This is a genomic window from Pseudomonas sp. UM16 (assembly GCF_050312595.1).
Taxonomy (GTDB): Bacteria; Pseudomonadota; Gammaproteobacteria; order Pseudomonadales; family Pseudomonadaceae; genus Aquipseudomonas.
Window position 1 is genome coordinate 83,127 of sequence record NZ_JBNPJT010000002.1, and the last position, 26,971, is coordinate 110,097.

The 26,971-nt window shown below is 58.7% G+C and carries 22 protein-coding genes; 7 read left to right on the forward strand and 15 right to left on the reverse strand.

Annotated elements, in window-relative coordinates:
• Positions 1-13 precede the first annotated feature (13 nt).
• The 5 genes from ACQRAX_RS02515 (at position 14) to fabB (ending at position 6,860) form a co-directional block, all read left to right on the forward strand.
• Positions 14-2,086, forward strand: a complete 2,073-nt coding sequence (locus ACQRAX_RS02515; RefSeq protein ID WP_412038354.1) for a TonB-dependent receptor plug domain-containing protein — start codon at positions 14-16, stop codon at positions 2,084-2,086.
• A complete protein-coding gene (locus ACQRAX_RS02520; protein WP_412038353.1) occupies positions 2,086-2,979 on the forward strand; it encodes an ABC transporter substrate-binding protein in 894 nt (297 codons plus the stop codon). Before ACQRAX_RS02515 ends, ACQRAX_RS02520 begins: the two co-directional genes overlap by 1 nt.
• Positions 2,976-4,901 (forward strand): response regulator, encoded by a 1,926-nt coding sequence (locus tag ACQRAX_RS02525; RefSeq protein WP_412038352.1) that lies wholly within the window; start codon positions 2,976-2,978, stop codon positions 4,899-4,901. Before ACQRAX_RS02520 ends, ACQRAX_RS02525 begins: the two co-directional genes overlap by 4 nt.
• Positions 4,902-5,112: 211 nt before the next feature.
• A complete protein-coding gene (gene fabA, locus ACQRAX_RS02530) occupies positions 5,113-5,628 on the forward strand; it encodes a 3-hydroxyacyl-[acyl-carrier-protein] dehydratase FabA (RefSeq protein WP_011060067.1) in 516 nt (171 codons plus the stop codon).
• 11 nt (positions 5,629-5,639) lie between these two features.
• Positions 5,640-6,860, forward strand: a complete 1,221-nt coding sequence (fabB, locus tag ACQRAX_RS02535; RefSeq protein ID WP_412038351.1) for a beta-ketoacyl-ACP synthase I — start codon at positions 5,640-5,642, stop codon at positions 6,858-6,860.
• A gap of 92 nt (positions 6,861-6,952) precedes the next feature.
• Here fabB and ACQRAX_RS02540 read toward each other — a convergent pair whose 3' ends face one another.
• The 3 genes from ACQRAX_RS02540 to ACQRAX_RS02550 all read right to left on the reverse strand — a co-directional run bounded on the left by ACQRAX_RS02540 (position 6,953) and on the right by ACQRAX_RS02550 (position 10,261).
• Positions 6,953-8,578, reverse strand: a complete 1,626-nt coding sequence (locus ACQRAX_RS02540; RefSeq protein ID WP_427867723.1) for a methyl-accepting chemotaxis protein — start codon at positions 8,576-8,578, stop codon at positions 6,953-6,955.
• A 139-nt stretch (positions 8,579-8,717) separates the two neighbouring features.
• A complete protein-coding gene (locus ACQRAX_RS02545) occupies positions 8,718-9,182 on the reverse strand; it encodes a DUF3859 domain-containing protein (protein WP_412038350.1) in 465 nt (154 codons plus the stop codon).
• Between the two features lie 74 nt (positions 9,183-9,256).
• Positions 9,257-10,261 (reverse strand): amidohydrolase family protein, encoded by a 1,005-nt coding sequence (locus ACQRAX_RS02550; protein WP_412038349.1) that lies wholly within the window; start codon positions 10,259-10,261, stop codon positions 9,257-9,259.
• 115 nt (positions 10,262-10,376) lie between these two features.
• Between ACQRAX_RS02550 and ACQRAX_RS02555 the strand changes: the two genes are divergently transcribed.
• Positions 10,377-11,237, forward strand: a complete 861-nt coding sequence (locus ACQRAX_RS02555) for a pirin family protein (RefSeq protein WP_412038348.1) — start codon at positions 10,377-10,379, stop codon at positions 11,235-11,237.
• 101 nt (positions 11,238-11,338) lie between these two features.
• Here the strand turns inward: ACQRAX_RS02555 and ACQRAX_RS02560 are convergent, their stop codons facing one another.
• From ACQRAX_RS02560 to ACQRAX_RS02575, 4 genes are all read right to left on the reverse strand, one after another.
• Positions 11,339-12,064: a dienelactone hydrolase family protein gene (locus tag ACQRAX_RS02560; protein WP_412038347.1), complete on the reverse strand. Its 726-nt coding sequence runs from the start codon at positions 12,062-12,064 to the stop codon at positions 11,339-11,341.
• A 58-nt stretch (positions 12,065-12,122) separates the two neighbouring features.
• Positions 12,123-14,027: a molecular chaperone HtpG gene (gene htpG, locus ACQRAX_RS02565; protein ID WP_412038346.1), complete on the reverse strand. Its 1,905-nt coding sequence runs from the start codon at positions 14,025-14,027 to the stop codon at positions 12,123-12,125.
• A gap of 105 nt (positions 14,028-14,132) precedes the next feature.
• On the reverse strand, positions 14,133-14,594 hold the full coding sequence (locus ACQRAX_RS02570; protein WP_412038345.1) for a PaaI family thioesterase: 462 nt from the start codon (positions 14,592-14,594) through the stop codon (positions 14,133-14,135).
• Positions 14,591-15,067, reverse strand: a complete 477-nt coding sequence (locus ACQRAX_RS02575) for a PaaI family thioesterase (RefSeq protein WP_412038344.1) — start codon at positions 15,065-15,067, stop codon at positions 14,591-14,593. The genes ACQRAX_RS02570 and ACQRAX_RS02575 overlap by 4 nt, the downstream gene beginning before the upstream one ends.
• 156 nt (positions 15,068-15,223) lie before the next feature.
• Between ACQRAX_RS02575 and ACQRAX_RS02580 the strand changes: the two genes are divergently transcribed.
• Entirely contained in the window at positions 15,224-15,496 is a 273-nt protein-coding gene (locus ACQRAX_RS02580; RefSeq protein WP_045188752.1) for a hypothetical protein, read from the forward strand.
• A gap of 73 nt (positions 15,497-15,569) precedes the next feature.
• Here ACQRAX_RS02580 and ACQRAX_RS02585 read toward each other — a convergent pair whose 3' ends face one another.
• From ACQRAX_RS02585 to ACQRAX_RS02620, 8 genes are all read right to left on the reverse strand, one after another.
• Positions 15,570-16,313 carry a DUF599 domain-containing protein gene (locus tag ACQRAX_RS02585; protein ID WP_412038343.1) on the reverse strand — a complete coding sequence of 248 codons (744 nt, stop codon included), beginning with the start codon at positions 16,311-16,313 and terminating at the stop codon, positions 15,570-15,572.
• Positions 16,314-16,502: 189 nt separating this feature from the next.
• Complete coding sequence (gene brnQ, locus ACQRAX_RS02590; protein WP_412038342.1) at positions 16,503-17,816, reverse strand: branched-chain amino acid transport system II carrier protein; 1,314 nt, start codon at positions 17,814-17,816, stop codon at positions 16,503-16,505.
• Positions 17,817-18,164: 348 nt separating this feature from the next.
• On the reverse strand, positions 18,165-19,049 hold the full coding sequence (sucD, locus tag ACQRAX_RS02595; protein WP_038613108.1) for a succinate--CoA ligase subunit alpha: 885 nt from the start codon (positions 19,047-19,049) through the stop codon (positions 18,165-18,167).
• Positions 19,049-20,215 carry an ADP-forming succinate--CoA ligase subunit beta gene (sucC, locus tag ACQRAX_RS02600; protein WP_043863134.1) on the reverse strand — a complete coding sequence of 389 codons (1,167 nt, stop codon included), beginning with the start codon at positions 20,213-20,215 and terminating at the stop codon, positions 19,049-19,051. Before sucC ends, sucD begins: the two co-directional genes overlap by 1 nt.
• 175 nt (positions 20,216-20,390) lie before the next feature.
• Positions 20,391-21,827 carry a dihydrolipoyl dehydrogenase gene (gene lpdA / locus ACQRAX_RS02605; RefSeq protein WP_412038341.1) on the reverse strand — a complete coding sequence of 479 codons (1,437 nt, stop codon included), beginning with the start codon at positions 21,825-21,827 and terminating at the stop codon, positions 20,391-20,393.
• A gap of 96 nt (positions 21,828-21,923) precedes the next feature.
• A complete protein-coding gene (gene odhB, locus ACQRAX_RS02610; RefSeq protein ID WP_412038340.1) occupies positions 21,924-23,144 on the reverse strand; it encodes a 2-oxoglutarate dehydrogenase complex dihydrolipoyllysine-residue succinyltransferase in 1,221 nt (406 codons plus the stop codon).
• A gap of 42 nt (positions 23,145-23,186) precedes the next feature.
• Entirely contained in the window at positions 23,187-26,018 is a 2,832-nt protein-coding gene (locus ACQRAX_RS02615; protein ID WP_412038339.1) for a 2-oxoglutarate dehydrogenase E1 component, read from the reverse strand.
• 245 nt (positions 26,019-26,263) lie between these two features.
• Positions 26,264-26,968 (reverse strand): succinate dehydrogenase iron-sulfur subunit, encoded by a 705-nt coding sequence (locus tag ACQRAX_RS02620; RefSeq protein WP_412038338.1) that lies wholly within the window; start codon positions 26,966-26,968, stop codon positions 26,264-26,266.
• Between the last annotated feature and the right edge of the window lie 3 nt (positions 26,969-26,971).

Here is a 26,971-nt window from a genome sequence, read left to right on the forward strand (position 1 = left end):
ACCTTTGCTCTTGATGACTGCGTTTCTGGGTGGCCACGCCACGGCTGATGACTTGTTCGTCGACAGCCAGTCGCTGCCTCAGGTCCTTACCGCCACTCGGCTCAAACAGTCTCCAGCAGCAGTGCCTGGGAGCATGACCGTGCTCGACAGCGAACTGATTCGCGCCAGCGGTGCCCGCGACATTCCCGAGTTGCTGCGCCTGGTGCCCGGGATGATGATCGGCTATGGCGCCGGCAACCAGCCCACGGTCAATTACCACGGCAGCAACGTCAATGATGCCCGACGCATGCAGGTGCTGATCGACGGGCGCTCGGTGTACCGCGCAGGCCTGGCCACGGTGGATTGGAGCGACATCCCGCTGGCCATGGAAGACATCGAGCGCATCGAGGTGTTTCGCGGCCCCAACACCGTCAGCTATGGCGCCAATGCGCTGATGGCGGTGATCAACATTCTCACGCGCAAGCCGGCCGACAGCCATGGCACGCGCCTGAAAGTCACCCGCGGGCAACGCGGCATCAAAGATTGGTACGCCAGCCAAGGCAGTGGTTGGGAGGGCGGCGACCTACGCCTGTCGCTTTCCGGCATGCAGGATGACGGTTTCGATGAAACCCGCACAGGCCAGGACTACCGCGACAGTCGGCGGCTCACCCGCGTGAACCTGAGCGTCAATCACACCCTGGCGAGCAACCAGAGCCTGGATTGGCAGTTTGCCGCCAAAGAAGGCAGTGACCAGCGCCCCTACACCTACAAACCGGTGTTCTCTGGTGTCACTGCCAATGGCGACAATTCCGACGCCAAGGCCAAGGACTATGCCGGCTCACTGCGCTGGAACATCGACCTGAGCCCCAACCACAGTCTTTACCTGCAAGGCTCGGCCCAGCACTGGGATCGCCAGCAGGTGTGGCGCGCCTGCGATGCGGCGCTGTCGTTCAGCCCGGAACTGACCCGTCTGTGGCAGCTCAACCCCAACTACGCCGAGCAAGTGGCACGCAATATTCTCTCGCCACTGCCCACTGGCACAGCTCAAGAGCAGACATTGGGCCGCCAGGTGCAGCAACAATGGAGCAACGGTGGTTCTAACCAGGTCTGCGGCGATATCGACCAAAGCACCCGGGAAACGCGTTACGACCTGGAGCTGCAGGACACCTTAAGCCTGTCCGACAGCCTGCGCCTGGTCACGGGCGCCAACTACCGTTACGACCGCGCCGATTCACAGACATTCTTCAATGGCAGCCTTAACGACAGCACCTGGCGCCTGTTCGGCCACCTGGAGTGGCGGGCCACCGAGCACTGGATTATCCAGGGCGGGGCGATGTACGAAGATGCCCGACTCTCGGGCAGTTCGCTTACCCCACGCCTGGCGGTGAACTACCTGATTACCCCTCGCCACGGTTTGCGTGCGGTGTATTCCGAAGCAGTGCGTTCGCCGGACATGTTCGAGAACAACGTCAACTGGAGCTATCGGGTCAACAACCTGACCCCAGGGGCGTTCGGCCAGAGCAGTGCCCAGTACTTCGTCAAGACCCGTGGGCCAGGTGACCTGGAACAGGAGCGGATGCGTTCGCGGGAACTGGGCTATAACGGTTACTTCGCCGACGCCGACGTAAGCGTTGACCTCAAGCTGTTCTACGACGAAATCACCGGCATGATCAGCGAACCGCTGCGCAACAACCAATACATCGCCAGCAACAGCAACAAAGCGCGCTTCAGCGGTACTGAAACGCAGCTGGACTGGCGCTTGAGCTCCGCCGATCGCCTGCGCCTGACCTACGCCCACGTCGATGCCTGGGCCAGCAACCCCGCTGATCGGCGCTTGAGTGCTCACAACAGTGGCTCAGCCGGCTGGTTGCGTGATTGGGGCCAAGGCTGGTCCAGCGCCCTGTTCTACTATGGCGACGATGAACTGAACCAGTACCGCTTCGAACGCCTCGACCTGCGCGTGGCCAAGCGCCTGCACTGGGATCGCACACAGCTTGAATTGGCGGGCACCGTTCAGCAGCGCCTGGACGACGAGCCAACCACGTTCCCCGACAATCGCTATGACAGTCGCCAGGTTCTGTACTTCAGTGCGGAGCTGGAATTCTGATGCGCCTGTTACGACGCTGGCTGCTACTGATATGCCTGTGGCCATTGAGCATGCTTTCGGCCAGTGAAATCCTGCTCACTGGCAGCCAGGACAGTCCCGGTGTCGAGCAGTTCGCCCAAGCCCTGCGTGAACGCCGTCCTGGCGACACCGTTCACTTCATACCAGTGACCGAATTGGAGCGCCCCTCGCGGCTCAACCCGGCCATTCGCCTGATCCTGCTCGACAGCGCCAGCCTGGAATGGCGCTTGAGTGAAACCGCGGGGCCTGCGGCGCTGGCCTTGCGCGTCAGCCGTGTACAAGCCGAACAACGCCTGGGGCAATTACGCCCGGCTTATTTGAGCCTGTTGTGGAGCGATCCACCTGCGGACCGTCAGTTACGCCTGACTCGCTATCTGCTACCCGAGGCCCGCCGGGTTGGGGTGCTCTACGCCGAACACAGTTATTTTCTGGTCGAAGAACTGCGCCGCGCGGCCAAGCCCATGGGCCTTGAGATCATTGCCGAAGCCTGGCCAGACCTACGCGACAGTCACCCCTTGCAAACCCTGCTGCAAAGCAGCGATGTACTGCTGGGCATCGACGACCCCCAGCTGTACAACTCCAAGACCGCAAAAAACCTGCTGCTCAGCAGCTACGGGCGGCAAAAAGCCTTGATTGGCCCCAACGCCGGCTTTGTTCGCGCTGGCGCTCTGGCCAGTACCTTGAGCAATCAGGACGATTGGCTGGCGGTGCTTGACCGCTTGCTCGACCAATCGCCGAGCAAGTGGCCACGCGCGCTGTACCCTGAACATTTCAGGGTCGTCGGCAATCAGCAGGTCGCCCGTGCCCTGGGCATCGAAACCATCGACGTCAAACGCGCCGCCCTGACGCTGGCCGAAGGAGAACACAGACCATGAGGCGTCGTCTGAGCTGGGACATCCATACCCGCACCCAAATCATCAGCCTGGGTCCGGCGCTGTTGCTGACATTGCTGCTGATCAGCTTCTTTACCTTTGTACGCATCCAGGACTTGCGCCAAGAGCTCAATCACACGGGACAACTGATCGCCAATCAGCTGGCTCCCGCCTCTGAGTATGGGGTGATCGCCGGTAACGATGAAGTCCTGGAAAGCCTGATGCGCGCGACCTTGAGTATTCCTCATGTACGTTTTCTCGAAGTTCAGGACAGCAGCAACCATATTCTGGTGTACGTCGAGCAGCCGGATGAACATGAAAACCGCGCGCAACAGGTCGAAGTGTTCCAGGCCCCCATCCGCCTGCAGCAAATCCGCCTGGACAACGACTTTCTGCACAACGGCAAACAACCGCTGAAGAACATCGGGGATGATTATCTGGGGCGGGTTATCGTCGGCATGTCCAATGATGCGTTCAGCGAGCGCCAGAAAGAAATCGTGATCAAGGCCGGAATCCTCGCCTTGTTCGCCCTGCTCTTCACCTTTCTCCTGGCCCGCCGTCTAGCCCGGAGCCTGGCCAAGCCGATCAGTGACATGGGCTATGCCGTCAAAGCCATCCAGCAAGGCGACTTCAATGCCCCCTTGCCGGTAGTCGACGACAGTGAGTTGGGCCACCTGGCCCGGCACATCAATAACCTCGCCCGCGCCCTGGCTCAGGCCAGTCATGAGCAGCAGCAAGCAATGTCGCAGCTAATCCAGGCCCGTGAAGAAGCTGAACAGGCGAACCGAGCCAAATCCGATTTCCTGGCAATGATGAGCCACGAACTGCGCACACCGATGAACGGCGTTCTGGGCATGCTGCAGTTACTCGAAACCACCACCCTGAGCGAAGAACAGACCGAATACACCGCAGTGGCCAGTGAGTCGACCGGTCATCTTCTCAAGGTGATCAACGATATTCTCGATTTCTCGCGAATCGAGCGCACCCACCTGGAACTGGAACATATTGATTTCAACCTCGGCGAGTTGATTGGCAGCTGTGTGCAGTCCTTCCATCACCTTGCCGCCCAGCGCGGCCTGAGCCTACAACTGCAGCTGCCACCCGGCATGGAGCAACTACAGGTCACTGGCGACCCGACACGGATCCGCCAGGTGCTACTCAATCTGGTGGGAAATGCGCTGAAGTTCACCGAACATGGCAGTGTGCGCGTGGCGCCGCGCTGGCAAGTCCTCGACCGTCAATTGATCTGGTTCGCCTGTGCAGTGCACGACACCGGTATCGGCATCGACAATGAGCGCCTGGAAACCATGTTCGTCGCCTTCCAGCAGGCCGACAGCTCGATTTCCCGCCGCTATGGCGGCACCGGACTGGGCCTGTCGATCGCCCGCACCCTAGCCGAGCGCATGGGCGGCACCTTGCGCGGAGAAAGCCGCGAAGGCCAGGGCTCAACCTTTACCCTGGAGATGCCGTTGGCGCTCTCGCTCCAGCAAGTTCCCCGCCTGCCAAGTCAGCACAACGCGCCGGAGGAAGAAGGTCAAGGCCGACGAATCTTGCTGGTCGAAGACAATCCGGTGAACCAGACTGTGATCGAAGCCATGCTGCGCAGCCTCGGATTCGAGGTGCATATTGCCGTGGACGGCGCCCAGGCGGTGGCCCAGGTCGCCCGCCAGCGCTTTGCTGTCACCCTGATGGACTGCCGCCTGCCGATCATCGATGGCTATGAAGCCACCCGACGCATCCGCCAGCTCCCACAGGCTGCCGCCATGCCGATCATCGCCTTGACCGCCAATGCATTGCAGGGTGATCGCGAGCGTTGCCTCAATGCTGGAATGAATGATTACCTGGCCAAGCCGTTCAAACGCACTGACCTGCAGCAAATTCTGCAGCGTTGGCTACCCGGTCAGTCAGCTGCGACTGGCGATTAATGTGAAATTGCGGCAGTCTTAGGAACTGGACAGGCCCCTTAAAAGGCCTGAAAATAAAATTTCAGTGCACAAGTGTACTTCTTTGCCCCGTGCGCTGTGACTTTCACTACAACGCAATAGTCTATGTGTAGGCTGCCGCCCCAAGCACACGCGTTTTGGGTCGGCCGGGAAGATTTGCCCCCTGCCGCACGGGGACTATTGAGGAGCTCGCATGACCAAACAAAACGCCTTTACTCGGGAAGACCTGCTGCGCTGCAGTCGCGGTGAGCTGTTCGGCCCAGGTAACGCGCAACTGCCCGCCCCGAACATGCTGATGGTGGATCGCATCACCCATATCAGCGAAGAGGGTGGCAAGTACGGCAAAGGTGAATTGGTCGCCGAGCTGGATATCACTCCGGACCTGTGGTTCTTCGCCTGCCACTTCGAAGGTGATCCGGTGATGCCGGGCTGCCTGGGCCTGGACGCCATGTGGCAACTGGTCGGCTTCTTCCTCGGCTGGCAAGGCCTCCCAGGCCGTGGACGTGCCTTGGGTTCGGGCGAAGTGAAATTCTTCGGCCAAGTCCTGCCAACCGCCAAGAAAGTCACGTACAACATTCACATCAAGCGCGTCCTGAAGGGCAAGCTGAACATGGCCATCGCCGATGGCTCGGTCAGTGTCGACGGTCGCGAGATCTACACCGCCGAAGGCCTTCGCGTCGGCGTATTCACCTCCACTGACAACTTCTAAGGGTTATCCGCATGCGCCGCGTCGTTATCACTGGTCTGGGCATCGTATCGTGCCTGGGCAATGACAAAGAGACCGTCTCCGCCAACCTGCGTGCAAGCCGCCCTGGCATCCGATTCAACCCGGAATATGCCGAAATGGGTCTGCGTAGCCAGGTTTCCGGCTCCATTGACCTCAACCTCGAAGAACTGATCGACCGCAAGGTCTTCCGTTTCGTTGGCCACGCTGCCGCCTACGCCTACCTGGCAATGGCCGACGCGATCAAGGACTCGGGCCTGACCGAAGAACAGGTGTCCAACCCGCGTACCGGCCTGATTGCAGGCAGCGGTGGCGCGTCGACCCTGAACCAGATGGAAGCGCTGGACATCCTGCGCGAAAAAGGCGTCAAGCGCGTAGGTCCGTATCGCGTCACCCGGACCATGAGCAGCACCGTCTCGGCGTGCCTGGCCACGCCATTCAAGATCAAGGGCCTGAACTACTCCATCGCCTCGGCGTGCGCCACCAGTGCACACTGCATCGGTACCGCGATGGAACAGATCCAGATGGGCAAACAGGACATCGTCTTCGCCGGTGGTGGTGAAGAAGAACATTGGAGCCAGTCGTTCCTGTTCGACGCCATGGGCGCCCTGTCCAGCAAGCGTAACGACACCCCGGAACAAGCCTCCCGTGCTTACGACAACGACCGCGATGGCTTTGTCATCGCCGGTGGCGGCGGCATGGTCGTGGTGGAAGAGCTGGAACACGCTCTGGCCCGTGGCGCGAAAATCTACGCCGAGATCGTTGGCTACGGTGCTACTTCCGATGGCTACGATATGGTCGCGCCAAGCGGCGAAGGCGCCATCCGCTGCATGCAGATGGCCATGTCTACCGTTGACGCACCGATCGACTACCTGAACACCCACGGCACCTCGACCCCAGTGGGCGACGTTGCCGAAATCAAGGGCGTTCGTGAAGTGTTCGGTGACAAGGCGCCAGCCATCAGCTCGACCAAGAGCCTGTCCGGTCACTCGTTGGGCGCTGCCGGCGTTCACGAAGCGATCTACTGCATGCTGATGATGGAAGGCAACTTCATTGCCGGCTCCGCCAACATCGACGAGCTGGACCCCGCCGTTGCCGATATGCCAATCCTGACCAAGACCCAGGAAAACGCCAAGATCGACACCGTGATGAGCAACAGCTTCGGTTTCGGTGGCACCAACGCCACCCTGGTGCTCAAGCGCTGGGAAGGCAAGTAAGGGCTAGTCTCTTACAGCGAAAACGCCCCGACTGGTTCGGGGCGTTTTTGTGTGTACCTGCCGTCAGGCTGCGACTACAGCAGGCCACACAGCTACACCGAGAACCTGCCTACCAGGCCATTCAGGTCAATCGCCAACTGCGACAACGCTTGACTCGCGGCATTGGTCTGGTTGGCCCCCGCCGATGTCTGCAGTGCCAGGTCACGAATATTGGTCAGGTTACGGTCCACTTCTCGCGCCACCTGCGCCTGCTGCTCGGACGCACTGGCAATCACCAGATTGCGTTCATTGATCAGGCTGATAGCCGTGGCAATTTCCTCCAGCGCTGCCCCCGCCGCATGCGCCCCATCCAGGGTACTGCGGGCACGTTCGTTGCTCTGTTGCATACCCTCCACTGCCCGATCGGTACCCTGCTGGATGGCATTGATCATCTGCTCGATTTCCCGCGTCGACTGCTGGGTGCGATGCGCCAGCGCCCGCACCTCATCGGCGACGACAGCAAAGCCGCGTCCGGCATCTCCTGCCCTGGCCGCTTCAATCGCAGCATTGAGGGCCAGCAGGTTGGTCTGCTCGGCAATCGAGCCGATCACATCCAGTACTTTGGTAATGCCATGCACCTGTTGCGCCAATTGCCCGACTTCCTCAGCATTGGACGCCACCCCGGCCGCCAGTGACTCAATCGAGACCACGGTCAAGCGCACCTGTTCACGGCCCTGACGGGCAATCCGGTCTGATTCACGGGACGCTTCGGAAGTGGCCACCGCATTGCTCGCCACCTCCTCCACTGCGGTGGTCATCTGATTGACCGCAGTTGCCGCCTGCTCGATCTCCTGGCTTTGCTGCATCAGACCACGCGTAGCATCTTCAGTCACTGCGCTGAGCTCCTCGGAGGCCGAGGCCAGCTGATTCGACGAATCAGAAATCCGCCCGATCGTCTCGCGCAGGCTCTGCTGCATCTGCTTGAGGGCCGCCAGCAGGCGTGCCGGCTCATCCTTGCCCTGCACCGCAATCTGCGGGGTCAGGTCGCCGGTGGCCACCACTTCGGCTACCTGCAGCGACTGGGCCAAGGGGCGGACGATACTGCGGGTCAGGGTCAGCGCCAGAATCACCGTCATCACCAGGGCGGCCAGCAACAGACACACCACCCAGACCCGGGCGCGTTGATACACCGCTTCGGCAAGATCGGTAGCGTTGTTGGCGTGGTGGTTATTAAGCGCGATCAACTCGTTTAGGGTGGCGGCAAGCTGGTCGGCCAATTGGTTCATCTCACCATTGACCACGGCAACTGCCGCCTCGACCTGGTCCTGCTGCGACAGTTGGCTAACCTGGGCCTGCAACCCCAGGTACTGCTGTTCAATCTTCAAGTAGCGATCGAACAGCGCCTGCTCTTCAGGCAGGACAATCAGTGCCTGGTACTGTTGCTGCGCCTTGCCCAGCCCGACCTTTATCTCTTCGATGCGCGCTTTGTTCTGCTGCAGCGATTGCGGGTCGCGATTGATCAGCATGCGCAGGGTCAAGGCGCGAATACGCATGGTGTCCTGGGTCATCTGCCCCACCGCAACGACACTGGGCAACCAGTTACTGTCGACCTGCTCGGACTGTTGGCGCATGCTGGTCATCTGCATCAGCGCAAACACACCCAGGGCAAACACCAGCAACGCCACCAGGCCAAAACCCAACGCCGCCCTCGGGGCGATATTGATATTTCTCAAGCTCATCTTCCGGCTCCTTCCAAAAGCGCTGCACAACGATGCAGCAGTCCCTTCTCCTAGAAGATATCGGCTCGCGGAAAAAATGCGTTAGATGAAAGCGTGATATCAAAACGCCTGCCCCCATCGGCAGCAGGCACGTACTGAGTCAGCGCACGGTAAAGCGCTGCTCCGCCAACAGGCGATCACCCTGGAAAACCATGAAATGCCATTGGCCTGGCACCACTTCATGATTTTCGGTGAACTCAAAGGCCATGACATCCTGTGCCGCGCCCGGCACCAGTTTCTGCACCACTTCAAACTTATCGTGGCGCTTGCCGTCGGGCGTGCGCACCCCTGGGGTGAGGTACAACAGGGTCAGTGGCGTGTCTTCGGCAACCTTGCCCTCCAGTCGGTAACGCATGCCAAACTTGCTGCCCAGGCGCGCCGGAATCTCGTCGGTGTGCTGGATGCTCTGATTGCTCTGGGTCAGCACCCGCTCGCCAGGCTGGAAGTTCTGGTGGCGGGTTTCAAACAACCCGTACTCGATCGGTCCTGTGACCTGAACCTCGGCACTGGCCAGGCCACTGACCAGCACAAGCCCGCACACAGCGCTGAAACGACTGAAAAACATGGTGCACTCCATCTGGATTGATGGCGGCAGGCTATGACGCTGGCATGACAGGCTGATGACAACTGGAGAACTGCTTAACGTTGCTTGGGCAGCACCGCGAGAAAGTTATCCTGGGCAACCTTCTGTGCCACATCCGCTGGCAAGGCATCGAGGAACGGATCGAAGCTGTGCAGTTGTTCTCCCAGGCTACCGAAGCGTCCGACCACGTCAGAACCGAGCATAAAGCGCTCTGGGAAGCGTTTGACCAGTTCGACCCACTCACTCCTGGGCTCACCGCGCTCGTCCAGCAGGTAAGGCTGCAAGACGCTCCAGGACAAGTCGATGTACAGATTGGGGTACGCCTCAAGCATCCGAGACAGCGTCGGCAGCAGAAAATCCAGCTGCGTCTGATGCCGATGAATTTCCACGCTGGTTCCGGCATGCGCCCAGATGAAACGAGTGTGCGGATGGTTGCGCAACGGCTCTTCAATTTCCCCCAGATACAGTGGATTGCGCTCACGCTTGGAGGTAATGTTGGAATGGATCAGCACCGGCAAGTCCTGCTCGGCCGCCAAGTGGTAAATACGCGTCATCGCCTCGTTGTTGGCGCGCGGGATGTCGCCACTGGTCAGTGCGGTCAAGTCGTCATGGCGGGTGAAGACCTCACCAATTCCCTGCCATAACCCCGGATTGAGCTCGAGCATCCGCTCGATATGGGCCACCGCATTTTTGTCTACCGGATTGAAGCCGGTCAGAAACGGGTGAAAACGGCGGCGCTGTTTGGGTTCAAGTTTTTCCAGCGCTGCGGCGATATAGATATCGGTGGCGCTGTACCAATAGGCATCCGCATCGTCACCAGCGTAGTAGCGTGGACGCTTGGGTTCGTCTTCATGCCATTTTTTCGCCACCGCCACACCCGAGATCATCGACTGATCGATACGTGCCTGGTCCATCGCCTTGAGCAGCGCGTCCATGCCCTCGCTCTCCTGAAAGAAATCCACATAGTGCAAATGAGCATCGCTGTAGCGGTACTCCCGTGCTTGTACGCTTGGCAGGGCCAAGCCCAGCAAGAGGATCCAGCCCAGACTTCTGGCAAACATTGTGCGTTCCTTTCTGGCGATTCAGTCAGGGTAGACCGATCAGGGCGCAACGCAGTTCAGCCCTTATCTGTAACAGGTTATGCTCAAAGCCATCATCCCCGGCCTGGAGCCCACCGTGAGCAATCCCCTGGTCATCCGCCCTCGCGCAGAATCCGTCGAGGGCCAACCGATCCTGCGCCCGCTGCCTTCGGCACAATGTCGCAGTGTCGGCCCCTTCGTGTTCTTCGATCACATGCTCGAAACCGACTACGTCGCTGGCAAAGGCGTGAATATCCGCCAGCACCCGCATATCGGCCTGTCCACCCTCACCTACCTGTTCGAAGGCGAGCTGCTTCATAAAGACAGCCTTGGCTCCGATCAGCGCGTCAAAGCTGGAGAGGTCAGTTGGATGACCGCTGGCCGTGGGGTTGCCCATGTCGAAAGGACCCCAGAGGATTTACTCGTCAAGGGCTCGCGCCTGCATGGTTTACAGGTATGGCTGGCGTCACCCAAAGACGCCGAACAAGGTGACAGTTACTACAGTCATCACCCGGCTGCCAGCTTGCCAGTCAGCGATAGCTTGGGGGTGAGCATCCGCATGATTGCCGGTGATGGCTTTTGCCTGCGGTCGCCGGTGCCGGTGTTGTCACCAACACTCTATGCCTTGGTGCAGATGCAGGCGGCGACTACGCTAATCCTCCCCAACGAGCACCCCGAGCGGGCACTGTATGTGCTGGAGGGTGAAGTGAGCCTGAACGATCAAGCGGTCGAGCCGCATAGCCTGGTCGTGCTGCCCGAAGGCGAGGAAATGAGTTTGTTTGCTGACCGCGAGTGCCGACTGGTGCTGTTCGGCGGAGCGCCACTGGACGGGCCGCGGCGGATGAACTGGAATTTCGTTGCCAGTGATCCGGTACTGATCGATCAGGCGCGGGCACGCTGGGCGGCGGGTGATTGGCCGACGGTGCCAGGGGAAATTGAGCGGATCGAGTTGCCTTGAAACTTTTTCGAGCGCTGGCAACGCCAGCGCCTACAGGTCCTGCCTCGCTTCCAGTGGGGGCGGCATTGCCGACGATGGGCTGCTAGGCAGCCCACCTATTCTCAAGCTTTGAACACTTCATCGAGTAAGTTGAACATCGCTCGGAAGGCTCGCTTGGAAGTACGCGCGTCATACTTCATCTTGCCAGGGACATTGGCTGCGGTATCAGTGAAAGAATGCACCGCACCGCCATAGCTGATCACTTGCCAATCGACCTTGGCTGCATCCATTTCTGCTTCAAATGCCGGCAGCTGCTCCTTGGGCACCAATGGGTCGGCTGCACCATGCAACACCAGCATCGAGGCCTTGACCTTACCGGCCTGCGCCGGCATCGGTGAGTCCAACGTCCCGTGGAAAGACACGGCGGCCTGCAGCCGCTCATCCTCACGTGCCAGTTCCAGTGCGCAGCAACCGCCGAAGCAGAAACCGAAAGCACCCAATTTGCCCGGCTCCAGCACCCCCCTGGACTGCCCGAGCAATTGGTTCAACGCTTCTTTCATGCGCTTGCGCAGCTCTACGCGGTCCTCTTTGAGGGGCATCATTGCTGCCGCCGCTTCATCCATATTGGAGGGGCGAACGGTCTGGCCATAAATATCGGCAATCAGTACGACATAGCCTTGGGCGGCAACCTCCTTTGCAATACGCTCGGCCCCCTCACCAATTCCCATCCAGTTAGGCGCCATCAGCAATCCAGGCTGCCCCAAGGCGCCCTGGGTATAGACCAAACGACTCTCATAGGCTTTGCCGGCAACATGATAGACCAGCGACTCGATTGTGACTTTGCTCATGCAGTCCTCTCCTTGCACCATGAAAAAAGCCCGCCGAAGCGGGCTTTCCTGACTCTACTTAAGCCGACAATTCGACTAGCAGCTTGTTCAGGCGACGAACGTAAGCCGCCGGGTCCTTCAAGCTGTCACCCGCCGCCAGCGCGGCTTGATCGAAGAGGATATGCGAGAAGTCAGCGAAACGGTCTTCGCTCTGCTCGTTATCCAGCTTCTCGATCAGCGGATGGCCCGGGTTGAATTCAAAGATCGGCTTGGAGTCCGGCACCTTCTGCCCGCTGGCTTCGAGGATCTGGCGCATTTGCAGACCCAGGTCCTGCTCACCAATGGCCAGGATCGCTGGCGAATCGGTCAGGCGGTGCGAAACACGCACTTCGCTGACGTTTTCACCCAAGGCGGCCTTGAGGCGCTCAACCAGGCCTTCTTTTTCCTTGGCGACTTCTTCCTGGGCTTTCTTATCCTCTTCGGAGTCCAGCTTGCCCAAGTCCAAGTCACCGCGGGCGACGTCGACAAAGCTCTTGCCGTCGAAATCGCTCAGGTAGCTCATCAGCCACTCATCGATACGGTCGGTCAGCAGCAGTACTTCGATGCCTTTTTTGCGGAAGACTTCCAGGTGCGGGCTGTTCTTGACCTGTGCGTAGGACTCGCCGGTGAGGAAGTAGATCTTGTCCTGACCTTCCTTGGCACGGGCCAGGTAGTCGGCCAGCGACACGCTCTGCTCACCGTCGTCGGCACTGGTGGAGGCGAAGCGCAGCAGACCGGCGATCTTCTCTTTGTTGGCGAAGTCTTCGGCCGGACCTTCTTTCATCACCTGACCGAAGTTCTTCCAGAAGCCCTTGTACTGCTCAGGCTCGTTCTTGGCCAGCTTCTCGAGCATGTCCAAAACGCGCTTGGTCAACGCCGACTTCATAGAGTCGATGATCGGGTCTTTCTGCAGAATTTCTCGCGAAACGTTCAGCGACAGGTCGTTGGAGTCGACTACGCCTTTGATGAATCGCAGGTACAGTGGCAGAAACGACTCAGCTTGGTCCATGACGAACACGCGCTGTACGTACAACTTCAGGCCGCGAGGCGCCTCACGCTGGTACAGGTCGAACGGTGCACGTGCAGGTACGTAGAGCAGCGAGTTGTACTCAAGCTTGCCTTCGACCTTGTTGTGGCTCCAGGCCAGCGGGTTCTCGAAATCGTGACCGATGTGCTTGTAGAACTCCTGGTATTCCTCGTCCTTGATTTCGGTACGCGGACGGGTCCACAGGGCACTGGCACGGTTGACCGTTTCCCACTCTTCGGCTGGCTTATCTTCGCCTTCAGCGGCTTCGACCTGTTTTGGCAGCTCGATTGGCAGAGCGATGTGATCGGAGTACTTCTTGATGATGTTGCGCAGGCGCCAGCCGTCGGCGAACTCTTCTTCACCCTTTTTCAGGTGCAGAACGATACGGGTACCGCGCTCGGCCTTGTCGATGGTGGCGACTTCGAATTCGCCCTCACCCTTGGACGACCAATGCACACCTTCGCCGACCGGTGCGCCAGCGCGACGACTGAATACGTCGACCTTGTCAGCAACGATGAAGGCAGAATAGAAGCCCACGCCGAATTGACCGATCAAGTGCGAGTCTTTTTTCTGATCGCCGCTGAGGTTCTTCATAAAGTCGGCAGTGCCGGACTTGGCGATGGTACCCAGGTGAGTGATCACATCCTCACGGCTCATACCGATGCCGTTGTCTTCGAGGGTGACGGTGTTGGCGTCCTTGTCGAAGCTGACGCGGATCTTCAGCTCGGCCCCGCCCTCGAGCAGCTCGGGCTTGGCCAGGGCTTCGAAGCGCAGCTTGTCGACGGCGTCAGAGGCGTTGGAAATCAGCTCGCGAAGGAAAATCTCCTTGTTCGAGTACAGGGAATGGATCATGAGGTGCAGCAGCTGCTTTACCTCGGTCTGGAAGCCCAGGGTTTCTTTTTGAGTTTCCACACTCATGGTCTTCAACACTCCAATCTGATGGCAGTTGTCGCTTGGCAGGCGGGCACCACGGCCCTGACCTGCTTTCACGGCGGGATGTCATGCAGATGGGGGCGGCAGAGGCTATTTCAAGGGCGCGCGCAATTCTTCGATCTTGAAATGTGCTCGGGCTGTAGCAATCGGCTCTTCCTGGCTGCCTTGCCAGGCGGTGATAGCCACGTTGGTCACCCGCCGTCCCTGGCGCCAGAGCTGGCAGCGGGCGTAGGTATCGCGAAAATGTCCGGCACGCAGGTAGTCGATTGAAAAATCGATGATTTTCGGAATTGTCGCGCTCTCACTGAAAATCATCAGGTACAGCGCCGCGGACAATTCCATGAAGCCGGCGATCACCCCGCCATGTATGGCTGGCAGTAAAGGGTTACCAATATTGTCTTTATTGGCCGGCAAGCAAAACAGCAGATCATCGCCCTCGCGGGTGCACTGGATGCCAATCAATCCCGCATACGGAATCAGCGCCAATAGCGGCTGGTAGTTGCCTTGCGCATGCGCCTGACGTAGTTGCTGATGTACTTCTGGAGGAATCATCGGCCAGGCCCCTTTAACGCATTGGCAAAGTTCAGACCGCCCTTCACACCTTTACCCAAGCGCATGAAGGTACCCACCACCTGGGCAATAGGCTGCTCGGGATCATCCTGATAGGCCATGCCGCGGGTGAAGATCACATCGCGAGTAACCCGGTAGCAGAAGGCGTGGCCATAGATGTCCAGCCCGGCTTTGGCGGAGTGCATGTAGTCGATACGCAGATCAAGCGTCGGACAGACCTCGAACTCTGCCAGTGCGCACAGCGTGGCCATACCACAGGTAGTGTCCATTAATGTGGTCAGTGCGCCACCGTGTATGGCACCTGTCTGCGGGTTACCGATAATTTTCTGCGAATACGGCAGGACCAAGGTCATTCCCTGAGCATCAGCCTGCTGCACACGCATCTCTAGTAGCTGACAATGACGCAGCGCAGAAAGAAAGCGCCCAGCCATGGCCATCAATGGCGTCTCACTCATATCACTAAGGCCCTTGTGGTTATTCGATCAATGCACACGGCTAGAAAAAAGTCTATGTAGATCCTACAGTTATATATCTGTAATGTATGCGGAACTTCTGCCCGTTACTTGAGCTCAAAGGAACAAGTAACTTATTCCCACAAGGAGAAACACCCCATGCGTAAACCTTTTGCTTTTGCCGTAATGCTGGCCGCCGCCCTGGGTCTCGCTGCTTGCGATAAAGCCAGCGAAGACAAAGCTCAGGATGCAGCGCAACACACCGAGAACGCCCAGCAGAAGATGGACGAAGCTCAGGATAAAGTGAACGAGGCCGCAAAAGAAAACGCTGAAGCTGCCAAAGACAGTGCTGAAGCACAGCAGAAAGCCGCTGAAGAAGCAGCTCCAGCTACCCCAGCACCAGAAACCGCTCCAGCTGAGCCTGCTAAATAAGCAAGCACACTGGCATAAAAAACCCGACTATTGTCGGGTTTTTTTATGTCTGCACTAAAGCCGTTTAACACATTCAGTTAATGCTTGGCTCTTTGCTCGCTTCCGCCGCTGGCACCTCGGTCGGGGTATATACCATCACATCCAGCACATCGGAATGAAACTCACGCCGGTACAGCACCAGTACCACACCCGCACTCATCAGCATGAACAACCAAGGGCTGATAAACCAACTGAGCATGGCCATGCCAAAGTAATAAGAACGCAAGCCAAAGTTGAACTGGTTGGCGGCCATGGAAATGACCCGTGCCGCACGTTGGGCAAAGGCCTTGCGCTCCAGCTCGCTGACATGACGTTCACCGACCATCGGCGCCGAACCCACCAGTACCGCTGCAAAGTTGTACTGACGCATACACCAGCTGAAAGTGAAAAAGGCATAGACGAATACTGTGGCCAGGCACAGCAATTTGATCTCCGACATGCCCTGGGTGGCCTGCTGAACCAGCGGCAGATCCGCCAGCAGCGAAACAGCGCGATCCGATGCCCCCAGCACAGTAAGAATACCCGCCAGAATGATCAGCGTACTGGAAGCAAAGAATGAGGCGTTACGTTCAAGGTTGGCGATCACGCTGGCATCGGCAATTCGGTTGTCACGCATCAGCATCCGACGCATCCAGTCTTCACGATACAGGTGCAGCACACTGGCCAGGCAGGCGGTGTCACGCCCCTTCCAGGTGGCATAACGGGAATAGCCGCCCCAGCAGACAACAAACCAGCAGGCCGCCAGCAGGTGATTCAGATTGCTTTGAATAAAGCTCATGCAAGGTCCCGGTAAAGAGTTTCGTGCACAGTAAAGTGTATTGACCGGTTTTCGACGCTTAGCCGAAGAAAAAGACACGTCCTAACTGAAGAAACGAAAAAGCCCCGCATCCTTTCAGATACGGGGCTCGGAACTTGCCTTGCCCAACGCACTATGGCTTGTGGCCGACGTCAGGCCTTAGGCCAACTCTCAGGCCATCGCTTCGCGCGGCTTGCCCAGCATACGGTCACAAACCACGGCCAGCGCCAGGGTCACTACCGACGGTACCAGCCAGGCCAGGCCTTGCTCGCTCAGCGGCAGGTGTGCCATGACATCCGGCAGGTAACTTGCCAGGGTGGTGCCCTTGATGGCGTCAACCATGCCAAACAGCAGCGACACCAGCATCACTGGCGCCAGGATACGCACCTGGGAGTTCCACAAGTCTTTGCAGAAACTCAAGCCGACGACCACGATGCACGGCGGGTAGATAGCCGTCAGTACCGGGATCGAGAACATGATCAGCTTGGTCAGGCCCAGGTTGGAGATCAGCAGCGAGAAACCGCAGAGGATCACCACCAGGGTGCGGTAGGACAACGGCAGCACCTGGCTGAAATACTCAGCACAGGCACAGGTCAGTCCCACGGCAGTAACCAGGCACGCCAAGGCGATCAGTACGGCCAGGAAGCCGCTGCCCAGAGAGCCGAACGTGTGCTGTACATAAGCATGCAGGACTGCGGCGCCATTGGTCGCCCCAGCGGCGATTTCATGGCTGCTCGCGCCTAGGCGGAACAGGCTGATGTACACCAGCGCCAGGCCGACACCAGCGATCAGGCCAGCAATGATGGCGTAGCGGGTGATCAGCCTTGGCGACTCGACCCCACGCGAACGAATGGCATTGACGATCACGATACCGAACACCAGTGCACCCAAGGTATCCATGGTCAGGTAACCATTGATAAAGCCCTGAGAGAATGCCGATGCCTGATAAGCGGGCTCTGCGTCACCGCTGGTGCCGGCGGGCAGCATGAACGCGGCAATGCCCAGCGCTGCCAGGGCGATGATCTTCAATGGCGCCAGGAAGCGGCCCACGGTGTCGAGCAGCTTGCCAGGGTACATGGACACCGCCAGCACCACCACGAAGTACACCAGGCTGTAAATGAACAGCGCTGTTGGGCTTTCGCCAGTCAGCGGCGCTACACCCACCTCGAAGGATACCGTTGCAGTACGTGGGGTGGCGAACAGAGGGCCAACTGACAGGTAGCAGACGGCCGCGAGCAAGCCGCCAGCCACTTTACCGATCGGGCTGCTCAGCGCGTCCATACCGCCGCCGACCTTGGCCAGGGCGATAACAGTGATTACCGGCAGGCCGACTGCAGTAATCAGAAAGCCCAACGCCGCCATCCACACATGCGGACCGGACTGCAGGCCGACGATTGGCGGGAAGATGATATTGCCCGCACCGACGAACAACGCGAACGTCATAAAACCAAGTGCCAGGATGTCCTGGCCTTTCAACACTTTCATTAAGGAAATACCACACTTCTGAAATCGGGATTTAGAGAGGGATTTCCCCTGGGGTGAGGGAAAATGTAGCCCGTCCGGATGAGACAAGCCCTTTAAAGCATGCCCGTACCCTTTTGGGGTACCGACACGAAAGTGAGGACAGTGTAACCAAGTTGCACCGACTGCGCACCGCTGGGTGACGAGGTGTCCGATGGGCGCATGTGTTTGTCGCTTAAGCGACAGCAAAAAAGGTACTACCTGGTACAACCAGTGGAACGGTAGCGACTGGATTGCGAGATGCGTCAGCCAGAACGCACAAAGGCCACCCGAAGGTGGCCTTTGTGTCTGGCGCGAAGGTTTAGCCGAAGCTTACTTCTTCACTTCCCAGCCAGTCAGCTCGGCCAGGGCCTTGCCGATGTCTGCCAGCGAACGCACGGTTTTCACACCAGCGTCCTGCAGCGCAGCGAATTTCTCGTCTGCAGTGCCTTTGCCGCCGGAGATGATTGCACCGGCGTGACCCATACGCTTGCCCGCAGGAGCGGTAACACCAGCGATGTAGGAAACCACAGGCTTGGTCACGTTAGCCTTGATGTAGGCAGCCGCTTCTTCTTCAGCCGAACCGCCGATCTCACCGATCATCACGATCGCTTCGGTCTTCGGGTCTTCCTGGAACAGCTTCAGGATGTCGATGAAGTTCGAGCCTGGGATCGGGTCGCCACCGATACCAACGCAGGTCGACTGACCGAAACCGGCGTCGGTGGTCTGCTTGACCGCTTCGTAGGTCAGGGTGCCGGAACGCGAAACGATACCGACCTTGCCTGGCAAGTGGATGTGACCTGGCATGATGCCGATCTTGCACTCGCCCGGGGTGATAACGCCTGGGCAGTTAGGGCCGATCAGGGTAACACCCAGCTCGTCGCACTTGACCTTGGCATCGAGCATGTCCAGGGTAGGAATGCCTTCGGTAATGCAAACGATCAGCTTGATGCCGCCGAAAGCCGCTTCCAGGATCGAGTCTTTGCAGAACGGAGCCGGAACGTAGATAACCGAAGCGTCAGCACCGGTAGCTGCAACAGCTTCCTTAACGGTGTTGAACACTGGCAGGCCCAGGTGAGTGGTGCCGCCTTTGCCTGGGGTCACGCCGCCAACCATCTTGGTGCCGTAGGCGATGGCTTGTTCGGAGTGGAAAGTACCTTGCGAGCCGGTGAAGCCCTGGCAGATGACTTTGGTGTCTTTATTGATCAGGACGCTCATTACTTGCCCTCCGCAGCTTTGACAACTTGTTGAGCAGCGTCGGTCAGGCTGGTTGCAGCAATGATGTTCAAACCGCTTTCTGCCAGTACTTTAGCACCCAGTTCAGCGTTGTTACCTTCCAGGCGAACAACAACCGGTACCTTAACGCCGACTTCTTTCACCGCGCCGATGATGCCTTCGGCAATCATGTCGCAGCGAACGATGCCGCCGAAGATGTTGACCAGAACGGCCGCGACATTGCTGTCGGACAGAATGATCTTGAAGGCTTCGGTAACGCGCTCTTTGGTAGCACCACCACCTACGTCGAGGAAGTTGGCTGGCTTGCCGCCGTGCAGGTTGACGATGTCCATGGTACCCATGGCCAGGCCTGCACCGTTGACCATGCAGCCGATGTTGCCTTCCAGGGCCACGTAGTTCAGCTCGAAGCTGGCAGCGTGGGCTTCACGAGGGTCGTCTTGCGACGGGTCGTGGAAGGTTTTCAGCTTAGGCTGACGGTACATGGCGTTAGCGTCGATGTTGATTTTCGCATCGAGGCAGTGCAGGTCGCCGTCGGCCTTGATGACCAGCGGGTTGACTTCCAGCAGGGCCAGGTCGTGTTCTTTGAACAGCTTGGCCAGGCCGACGAAAATCTTGGCGAACTGTGCAACTTGCTTGCCTTCCAGACCCAGCTGGAACGCCAGTTCACGACCTTGGAATGGCTGAGCGCCAACCAGCGGATCGATAGTAGCCTTGATGATCTTCTCAGGAGTGTCGTGAGCGACTTTCTCGATGTCCACGCCACCTTCGGTGGAGGCCATGAACACGATACGACGGCTCGAACGGTCGACTACAGCGCCCAGGTACAGCTCTTTGGCGATGTCAGTGCAGGATTCAACCAGGATCTTGGTCACTGGCTGACCGTTGGCATCAGTCTGGTAGGTCACCAGACGCTTGCCCAACCACTGCGCAGCGAACGCCTTGGCGTCTTCTTTGCTGCGAACCAGCTTGACGCCGCCCGCTTTACCGCGACCACCGGCGTGAACCTGGGCTTTTACAACCCACTCGGTGCCACCGATCTTGTCGCAGGCTTCTGCGGCAGCTTCTGGGGTGTCAACTGCGAAACCCTTGGAAACTGGCAGGCCGTATTCAGCGAACAGCTGCTTACCCTGATACTCGTGAAGATTCATGCTTTTTACCGTCTTCGTTAGGTACTGCGCTTCGGCGCTGCGCTCTTTTGGAGTGCCGCGCCACCTGTGACCACATGCCCCCGGTATGCTCCGGGAGTTCGAGTCCGGCGGACTTTCCGCGGTGAGTCATGCACGCAAGACTCACGACGGGCCACCCGCCGTGGTTTCTTATTGTTTAACGCTTCTTACGGTTGGCAACGTGAATAGCACCGCCATTCACAGCCAGCGCGGCTTCATGCAGCGCTTCGGACAGGGTCGGATGGGAGAAAACCATCATGCCGATGTCCTCGGCGCTGGTGCCGAATTCCATTGCGATTGCACCCTGCTGCACCAGTTCTGCAGCCGATGGGCCAATCACGTGTACACCCAGAACGCGGTCGGTCTTGGCATCGGCGATGACTTTGACGAAACCACCGGTGTCGTTGGCAGCCATCGCACGGCCGCTGGCCGCGAACGGGAAGGTGCCCACGTTAACCTCAACGCCTTCAGCCTTCAAGGTTTGTTCGGTTTTACCGACCCACGCGATTTCCGGGTGAGTGTAGATAACCGATGGGATCAGGTCGTAGTTCATCTGAGCTTTGTGGCCCTTGATGCGCTCGACAACCATAATGCCCTCTTCCGAGGCTTTGTGAGCCAGCATCATGCCACGCACCACGTCACCAATGGCGTAGACGCCCGGTACGCTGGTGGCGCAATGATCGTCGACGAAGATGAAGCCACGCTCGTCGATGGTCACACCGCTGTCGGCAGCCAGCAGATCAGTGGTCACCGGACGACGACCGACGGCAACGATGAGCTTGTCGAAGGTGATCTTCTGTTCGCCATTGGCATCGGTGTAGGTCACTTCGACTTCAGCGCCGTTGACCTTGGAACCGGTGACGCGAGCGCCCAGCTTGATGTCCAGACCTTGTTTGGTCAGGGTCTTCAGGGCTTCCTTGGAGACGGCGGCGTCAGCGGCCATCAGGAAGGTGTCCAGGGCTTCCAGGACAGTGACTTCTGCACCCAGGCGAGCCCAGACCGAACCCAGTTCCAGACCGATAACACCAGCGCCGATAACGCCCAGACGCTTAGGTACGCTCTGGAATTCCAGGGCACCAGTGGAGTCAACGATGACGTTCTGGTCGACCGGAGCCGGTGGAATGTCGATCGGACGCGAACCGGACGCCAGGATCACGTTCTCGGCTTCAATGATTTCAGTGGTGCCATCGGCCTTGGTGACTTCGACTTTCTTGCCAGCCAGCAGCTTACCGTGGCCCTGGATCGAAGTAACGCCGTTGGCCTTGAACAGGGTGGCAACACCGCCGGTCAGGTTCTTGACGATGCCAGCCTTGCGGCCAACCATCGCCGCGACGTCCATTTTGACTTCGCCGGTGGAGATACCGTGGACGTTGAAGCTTTCTTTGGCTTCCTTGTACTTCCAGGAGCTGTCCAGCAGCGCCTTGGACGGAATGCAACCCACGTTCAGGCAGGTACCGCCGAGAGCCAGTTTGCCCTCGCCGTCAGTGTACTTCTCGATACAGGCAGTGCTCAGACCGAGCTGCGCAGCCTTGATAGCAGCTACGTAGCCGCCAGGACCTGCGCCAATCACTACCACGTCGAATTTCTGGGTCATAAAAGATTCCTTTTAGCTTCAAGCGACAAGCTGCAAGCTACAAGACGCACCGCTTCTAGGTGAAGCGTGTGGCGGCTTGCAGCTTGCAGCTGTTTATCAGATGTCCAGCAGCAGACGAGCTGGGTCTTCCAGCAGGTTCTTGATGGTCACCAGGAAGGTCACGGCTTCTTTACCATCGATCAGGCGGTGATCGTAGGACAGTGCCAGGTACATCATCGGACGAATCACGACCTGACCGTTGATGGCCATAGGACGCTGGATGATGTTGTGCATGCCCAGAATTGCAGCCTGCGGCGGGTTGACGATCGGGGTCGACATCATCGAACCGAAGGTACCACCGTTGGTGATGGTGAACGTACCGCCGGTCATTTCGTCGATCGACAGCTTACCGTCACGTGCCTTCTTGCCGAAGGTGGCGATGCCGTTCTCGATTTCAGCCAGGCTCATCAGCTCGGCGTTACGCAGAACCGGTACCACCAGGCCACGGTCGCTGGATACGGCAACGCCGATATCCGCATAACCGTGGTAAACGATGTCGGAACCGTCGATCGAAGCATTGACCGCTGGGAAGCGTTTCAGCGCTTCGGTAGCGGCCTTGACAAAGAACGACATGAAGCCCAGGCGTACGCCGTTGTGGGTCTTCTCGAACAGGTCCTTGTACTTCGAACGCAGGGCCATGACTTCGGTCATGTCGACTTCGTTGAAGGTGGTCAGCATCGCCATGTTCGACTGTGCTTCGACCAGACGCTTGGCCACGGTGGCACGTACGCGAGTCATCGGTACACGCTTCTCAGTGCGATCGCCAGTAGCAACCACTGGCGCAGCGGCAGCAGCGGCAGGCTTGGCAGCTGGAGCGGCAGCCGGAGCGGATTTCTTCGCTTCGATAGCAGCTACAACGTCTTCCTTGGTGATGCGACCGTCTTTACCGGTGCCCTTAATGCTGTTCAAGGCAATGCCGTTCTCTTCGGCCAGCTTGCGAGCAGCTGGAGCGCCGATGGCGTCTTCGTCGCCAGCGGCGGCGACAGGTGCAGCAGCGGCAGCAGGAGCGGCGGCAGCAGCAGGTGCAGCGGCAGCAACACCACCTTCTTCGATCGAACCGAGGACTTCGTCGGACAGGACGGTTTCGCCCTCGCCCTTGACGATAGCGCCCAGTACGCCGTCGGCGGTAGCCAGTACTTCCAGGACAACCTTGTCAGTCTCGATGTCGACGATCAGTTCGTCACGCTTGACCGCTTCGCCCGGTTGTTTGTGCCAGGTGGCAACGGTGCCATCGGCAACCGATTCCGGGAAAGTAGGGGCTTTGATCTCGATAGCCATTATCAGTGGTTCCTTAAATTCGGTTTCTAGTGCGCGATGGCATTAAACAGTGAAGGCATCTTGCAGCAGTTTTTCCTGCTGCTCAGCGTGCATCGAAGCGTAACCACAAGCAGGTGCTGCCGAAGCATCACGACCAGCGTATTCCAGGACCAGCTCTTTATTGTGGCGGGTCAGGATACGACGCATGTGGTGCTGACTGCTGTACCAGGCGCCCTGGTTCATCGGCTCTTCCTGACACCACACCACATCTTGGAGATTGGTGTACGGCGCAAGGATTTCGACCAAGTCGTCTTCAGGGAACGGATACAACTGCTCGATACGCACGATGGCGATGTCTTCGCGGCCTTCGGCACGGCGTTTTTCCAGCAGATCGTAGTAGACCTTGCCGCTGCACAGGACCAGGCGAGTGACCTTTTTCGGATCGAGGCTATCGATTTCCGGGATCACTGTCTGGAACGAGCCTTCGGCCAGATCTTCCAGGGTCGAGATGGCCAGCTTATGGCGCAGCAGCGACTTAGGCGTCAGTACGATCAGCGGCTTACGCAGCGGACGAATGACTTGACGACGCAGCAGGTGGTAGATCTGAGCCGGCGTGGTCGGTACGCAAACCTGAACGTTGTGCTCGGCGCACAGTTGCAGGTAACGCTCCAGACGCGCCGAGGAGTGCTCAGGCCCCTGCCCTTCATAACCGTGCGGCAGCAACATGGTCAGACCGCACAGACGGCCCCACTTGTGCTCGCCGCTGGTGATGAACTGGTCGACAACCACCTGGGCACCGTTGGCGAAGTCGCCGAACTGCGCTTCCCAGATAACCAGTGCGTTTGGCTGGGTGGTCGAGTAACCGTACTCGAATGCCAGGACCGCTTCCTCGGACAGGAACGAATCGTACAAATCGAAACGTGGCTGACCTTTATAGAGGTTCTGCAGCGGAATGTAGGTGCTGGCGTCTTTCTGGTTATGCAATACCGCATGGCGGTGCGAGAACGTGCCACGACCGATATCCTGACCCGTCATACGAATCGGGTGACCTTCGAAGGCCAGAGTGGCGTACGCCATGGTTTCGGCATAGCCCCAGTTGATCGGCAAGCCACCGGCCTGCATCTTCTGGCGGTCTTCGTAGATCTTCGACACCTGGCGCTGAACCACGAAGCCTTCTGGCAGCTCCAGCAACTTGGCCGACAGCTCTTGCAGGGTTTTCAGATCGAAGCGGGTGTCGTGACGCGCGGTCCAGGCGTGACCCAGATACGGACGCCAGTCGACGAACAGCTCTTTGTTCGGCTCCTTGACCAGGCTCTTCACTACGTGCAGGCCGTTGTCCAGCGCATTGCGGTACTCATCAACCTTGGCCTGGACGCGCTCGACATCGAGGCGACCTGCCTGGATCAGGCTTTCGGCGTACAGTTCGCGAGTGGTGCGCTGCTTGGCGATCTGCTGGTACATCAGCGGCTGAGTGCCGTTTGGCTCGTCAGCTTCGTTGTGACCGCGACGACGGTAGCAGACCAGGTCGATAACCACGTCACGCTTGAACTGCATGCGGTAGTCGACAGCCAGCTGAGTCACGAACAACACCGCTTCCGGATCATCGCCGTTTACGTGCAGGATCGGCGCCTGAATCATCTTGGCGACGTCTGTAGCGTACTCGGTAGACCGCGAGTCCAGCGGATTGCTGATGGTGAAACCAACCTGGTTGTTGATCACGATATGCACAGTACCGCCGGTCTTGAAACCACGGGTCTGCGACATCTGGAAGGTTTCCATGACCACGCCCTGGCCGGCGAATGCCGCGTCACCGTGCAGCGAGACTGGCAGAACCTTATCGCCCACGCTGTCGTTACGGCGGTCCTGACGGGCGCGTACCGAACCTTCAACCACAGGCGAAACGATTTCCAGGTGGGACGGGTTGAACGCCATGGCCAGGTGAACTTCACCGCCAGCGGTCATCACGTTGGACGAGAAGCCCTGGTGGTATTTAACGTCACCGGAACCCAGTTCGACCTTCTTCTTGCCTTCGAACTCGTCGAACAGGTCGCGCGGGTTCTTGCCAAAGGTGTTGACCAGCACGTTCAGACGGCCACGGTGGGCCATACCGATTACAACTTCCTTGGTACCGTAGGAACCGGAGCGCTGAATCAGCTCGTCGAGCATCGGAATCAGGCTCTCGCCGCCTTCCAGACCGAAACGCTTGGTGCCCGGGTACTTGGTGCCCAGGTACTTCTCCAGACCTTCTGCTGCAGTCACACGCTCGAGCAGGTGGCTCTGGACATCCGCAGAGAACGCCGGGCGCCCACGAACGCTCTCCAGACGCTGCTGGAACCAGCTGCGCTGCTCGGAGTCGACGATGTGGGTAAATTCGGCGCCAATGGTGCGGCAATATGTCTGCTGCAAAGCGTCGAGGATTTCGCGTAGGCTCGCTTCCTCTTTGCCGATGAACAGGTCGCCGGCACGGAAGGTCGTATCAAGATCGGCATTGGTCAAGCCGTAGTGATTGATCGACAAGTCTACTGGCGCAGGGCGTTGCCACAACCCCAGAGGGTCGAGCTTAGCGGCTTGGTGGCCACGCATACGGTAGGCTTGGATCAGTCGCAGTACTTCAACCTGCTTCTTCTCGTGTTCACTGCTCACGCTCCCGGCGGAAACCGGCTGGGCGCGGCGCTGGTTCTTTGCCAGCAGTACGAAATGGTCGCGGATTGTCGAGTGCGATACATCTGTAGCGGTGCTGCCTTCGGCGGGCAACTTCTGGAAGTAAGTGCGCCACTCTTCTGGCACAGCGTTAGGGTCGTGCAGGTAGAGCTCGTAGAGCTCTTCCACATATGCAGCGTTACCACCTGAAAGGTGGGCGCTTTCCCACATGCGCTGCATCACGCTTTCTTGCATGCTTGGTCACCCTCGGTTAGGGGACGGATCGGCGAGAGCCACAGCAAGCCTGGAAAAGTCCTAATGCAGCGACCGAACCAAGCCACCAAGGATCCCACAGATTTTCCGGGTACCAGCCCGGAAGCCCCTGCTGGTCTCATATCTTCATAGGTAAAGCTCAGGCTTTTTGAGCCTTCGCTCGGGTTTCACCTTGGTGCGGGCAAAGGCCCGCACCTTGGCGTGCTACGGGTACAACACTTTTAAAATCAGGTACCGCTTTGCAGCAACATGTTACGTACGTGACCGATTGCCTTGGTCGGGTTCAGACCTTTAGGGCAAACGTTTACGCAGTTCATGATCCCGCGGCAACGGAATACGCTGAACGGGTCATCCAGCGAAGCCAGACGCTCCTGAGTCTTGGTGTCACGGCTGTCGGCCAGGAAACGATAGGCCTGCAGCAGTGCAGCTGGACCGAGGAACTTGTCAGGGTTCCACCAGAACGATGGGCAGGAAGTCGAGCAGCAAGCGCACAGGATGCACTCGTACAGACCGTCCAGCTTTTCACGCTCTTGCGGCGACTGCAGACGCTCGATGGCCGGAGCCGGCGTATCGTTCTGCAGGAATGGCTTCACCTTCTCGTACTGCTTGTAGAAGATGCTCATATCGACGACCAGGTCACGAATGACCGGCAGTCCTGGCAACGGGCGGACGACCAGCTTGTTACGCTTGACCACAGCCGACAGCGGCGTGATACAGGCCAGGCCGTTCTTACCGTTGATATTCATACCATCGGAACCGCAAACACCTTCGCGGCAAGAACGACGATACGAGAAACCTTCATCCTGTTCTTTGATCAGTGCCAATACATCCAGCACCATCAGGTCTTTGCCACCGGTATCGACCTGAAACGTCTGCATCTTCGGCGCAGAGTCGGTATCGGGGTTGTAACGATAGACTTCGACTTGCAACATAGC

Bases quoted from the DNA above. Each gene is read 5' to 3' on its own strand.
- ACQRAX_RS02515 (WP_412038354.1), top strand. From the start codon at position 14: ATGACTGCGTTTCTGGGTGGCCACGCCACGGCTGATGACTTGTTCGTC.
- ACQRAX_RS02520 (WP_412038353.1), top strand. From the start codon at position 2,086: ATGCGCCTGTTACGACGCTGGCTGCTACTGATATGCCTGTGGCCATTG.
- ACQRAX_RS02525 (WP_412038352.1), top strand. From the start codon at position 2,976: ATGAGGCGTCGTCTGAGCTGGGACATCCATACCCGCACCCAAATCATC.
- fabA (WP_011060067.1), top strand. From the start codon at position 5,113: ATGACCAAACAAAACGCCTTTACTCGGGAAGACCTGCTGCGCTGCAGT.
- fabB (WP_412038351.1), top strand. From the start codon at position 5,640: ATGCGCCGCGTCGTTATCACTGGTCTGGGCATCGTATCGTGCCTGGGC.
- ACQRAX_RS02540 (WP_427867723.1), bottom strand. From the start codon at position 8,578: ATGAGCTTGAGAAATATCAATATCGCCCCGAGGGCGGCGTTGGGTTTT.
- ACQRAX_RS02545 (WP_412038350.1), bottom strand. From the start codon at position 9,182: ATGTTTTTCAGTCGTTTCAGCGCTGTGTGCGGGCTTGTGCTGGTCAGT.
- ACQRAX_RS02550 (WP_412038349.1), bottom strand. From the start codon at position 10,261: ATGTTTGCCAGAAGTCTGGGCTGGATCCTCTTGCTGGGCTTGGCCCTG.
- ACQRAX_RS02560 (WP_412038347.1), bottom strand. From the start codon at position 12,064: ATGAGCAAAGTCACAATCGAGTCGCTGGTCTATCATGTTGCCGGCAAA.
- htpG (WP_412038346.1), bottom strand. From the start codon at position 14,027: ATGAGTGTGGAAACTCAAAAAGAAACCCTGGGCTTCCAGACCGAGGTA.
- ACQRAX_RS02570 (WP_412038345.1), bottom strand. From the start codon at position 14,594: ATGATTCCTCCAGAAGTACATCAGCAACTACGTCAGGCGCATGCGCAA.
- ACQRAX_RS02575 (WP_412038344.1), bottom strand. From the start codon at position 15,067: ATGAGTGAGACGCCATTGATGGCCATGGCTGGGCGCTTTCTTTCTGCG.
- ACQRAX_RS02580 (WP_045188752.1), top strand. From the start codon at position 15,224: ATGCGTAAACCTTTTGCTTTTGCCGTAATGCTGGCCGCCGCCCTGGGT.
- ACQRAX_RS02585 (WP_412038343.1), bottom strand. From the start codon at position 16,313: ATGAGCTTTATTCAAAGCAATCTGAATCACCTGCTGGCGGCCTGCTGG.
- brnQ (WP_412038342.1), bottom strand. From the start codon at position 17,816: ATGAAAGTGTTGAAAGGCCAGGACATCCTGGCACTTGGTTTTATGACG.
- sucD (WP_038613108.1), bottom strand. From the start codon at position 19,049: ATGAGCGTCCTGATCAATAAAGACACCAAAGTCATCTGCCAGGGCTTC.
- sucC (WP_043863134.1), bottom strand. From the start codon at position 20,215: ATGAATCTTCACGAGTATCAGGGTAAGCAGCTGTTCGCTGAATACGGC.
- lpdA (WP_412038341.1), bottom strand. From the start codon at position 21,827: ATGACCCAGAAATTCGACGTGGTAGTGATTGGCGCAGGTCCTGGCGGC.
- odhB (WP_412038340.1), bottom strand. From the start codon at position 23,144: ATGGCTATCGAGATCAAAGCCCCTACTTTCCCGGAATCGGTTGCCGAT.
- ACQRAX_RS02615 (WP_412038339.1), bottom strand. From the start codon at position 26,018: ATGCAAGAAAGCGTGATGCAGCGCATGTGGGAAAGCGCCCACCTTTCA.
- ACQRAX_RS02620 (WP_412038338.1), bottom strand. From the start codon at position 26,968: ATGTTGCAAGTCGAAGTCTATCGTTACAACCCCGATACCGACTCTGCG.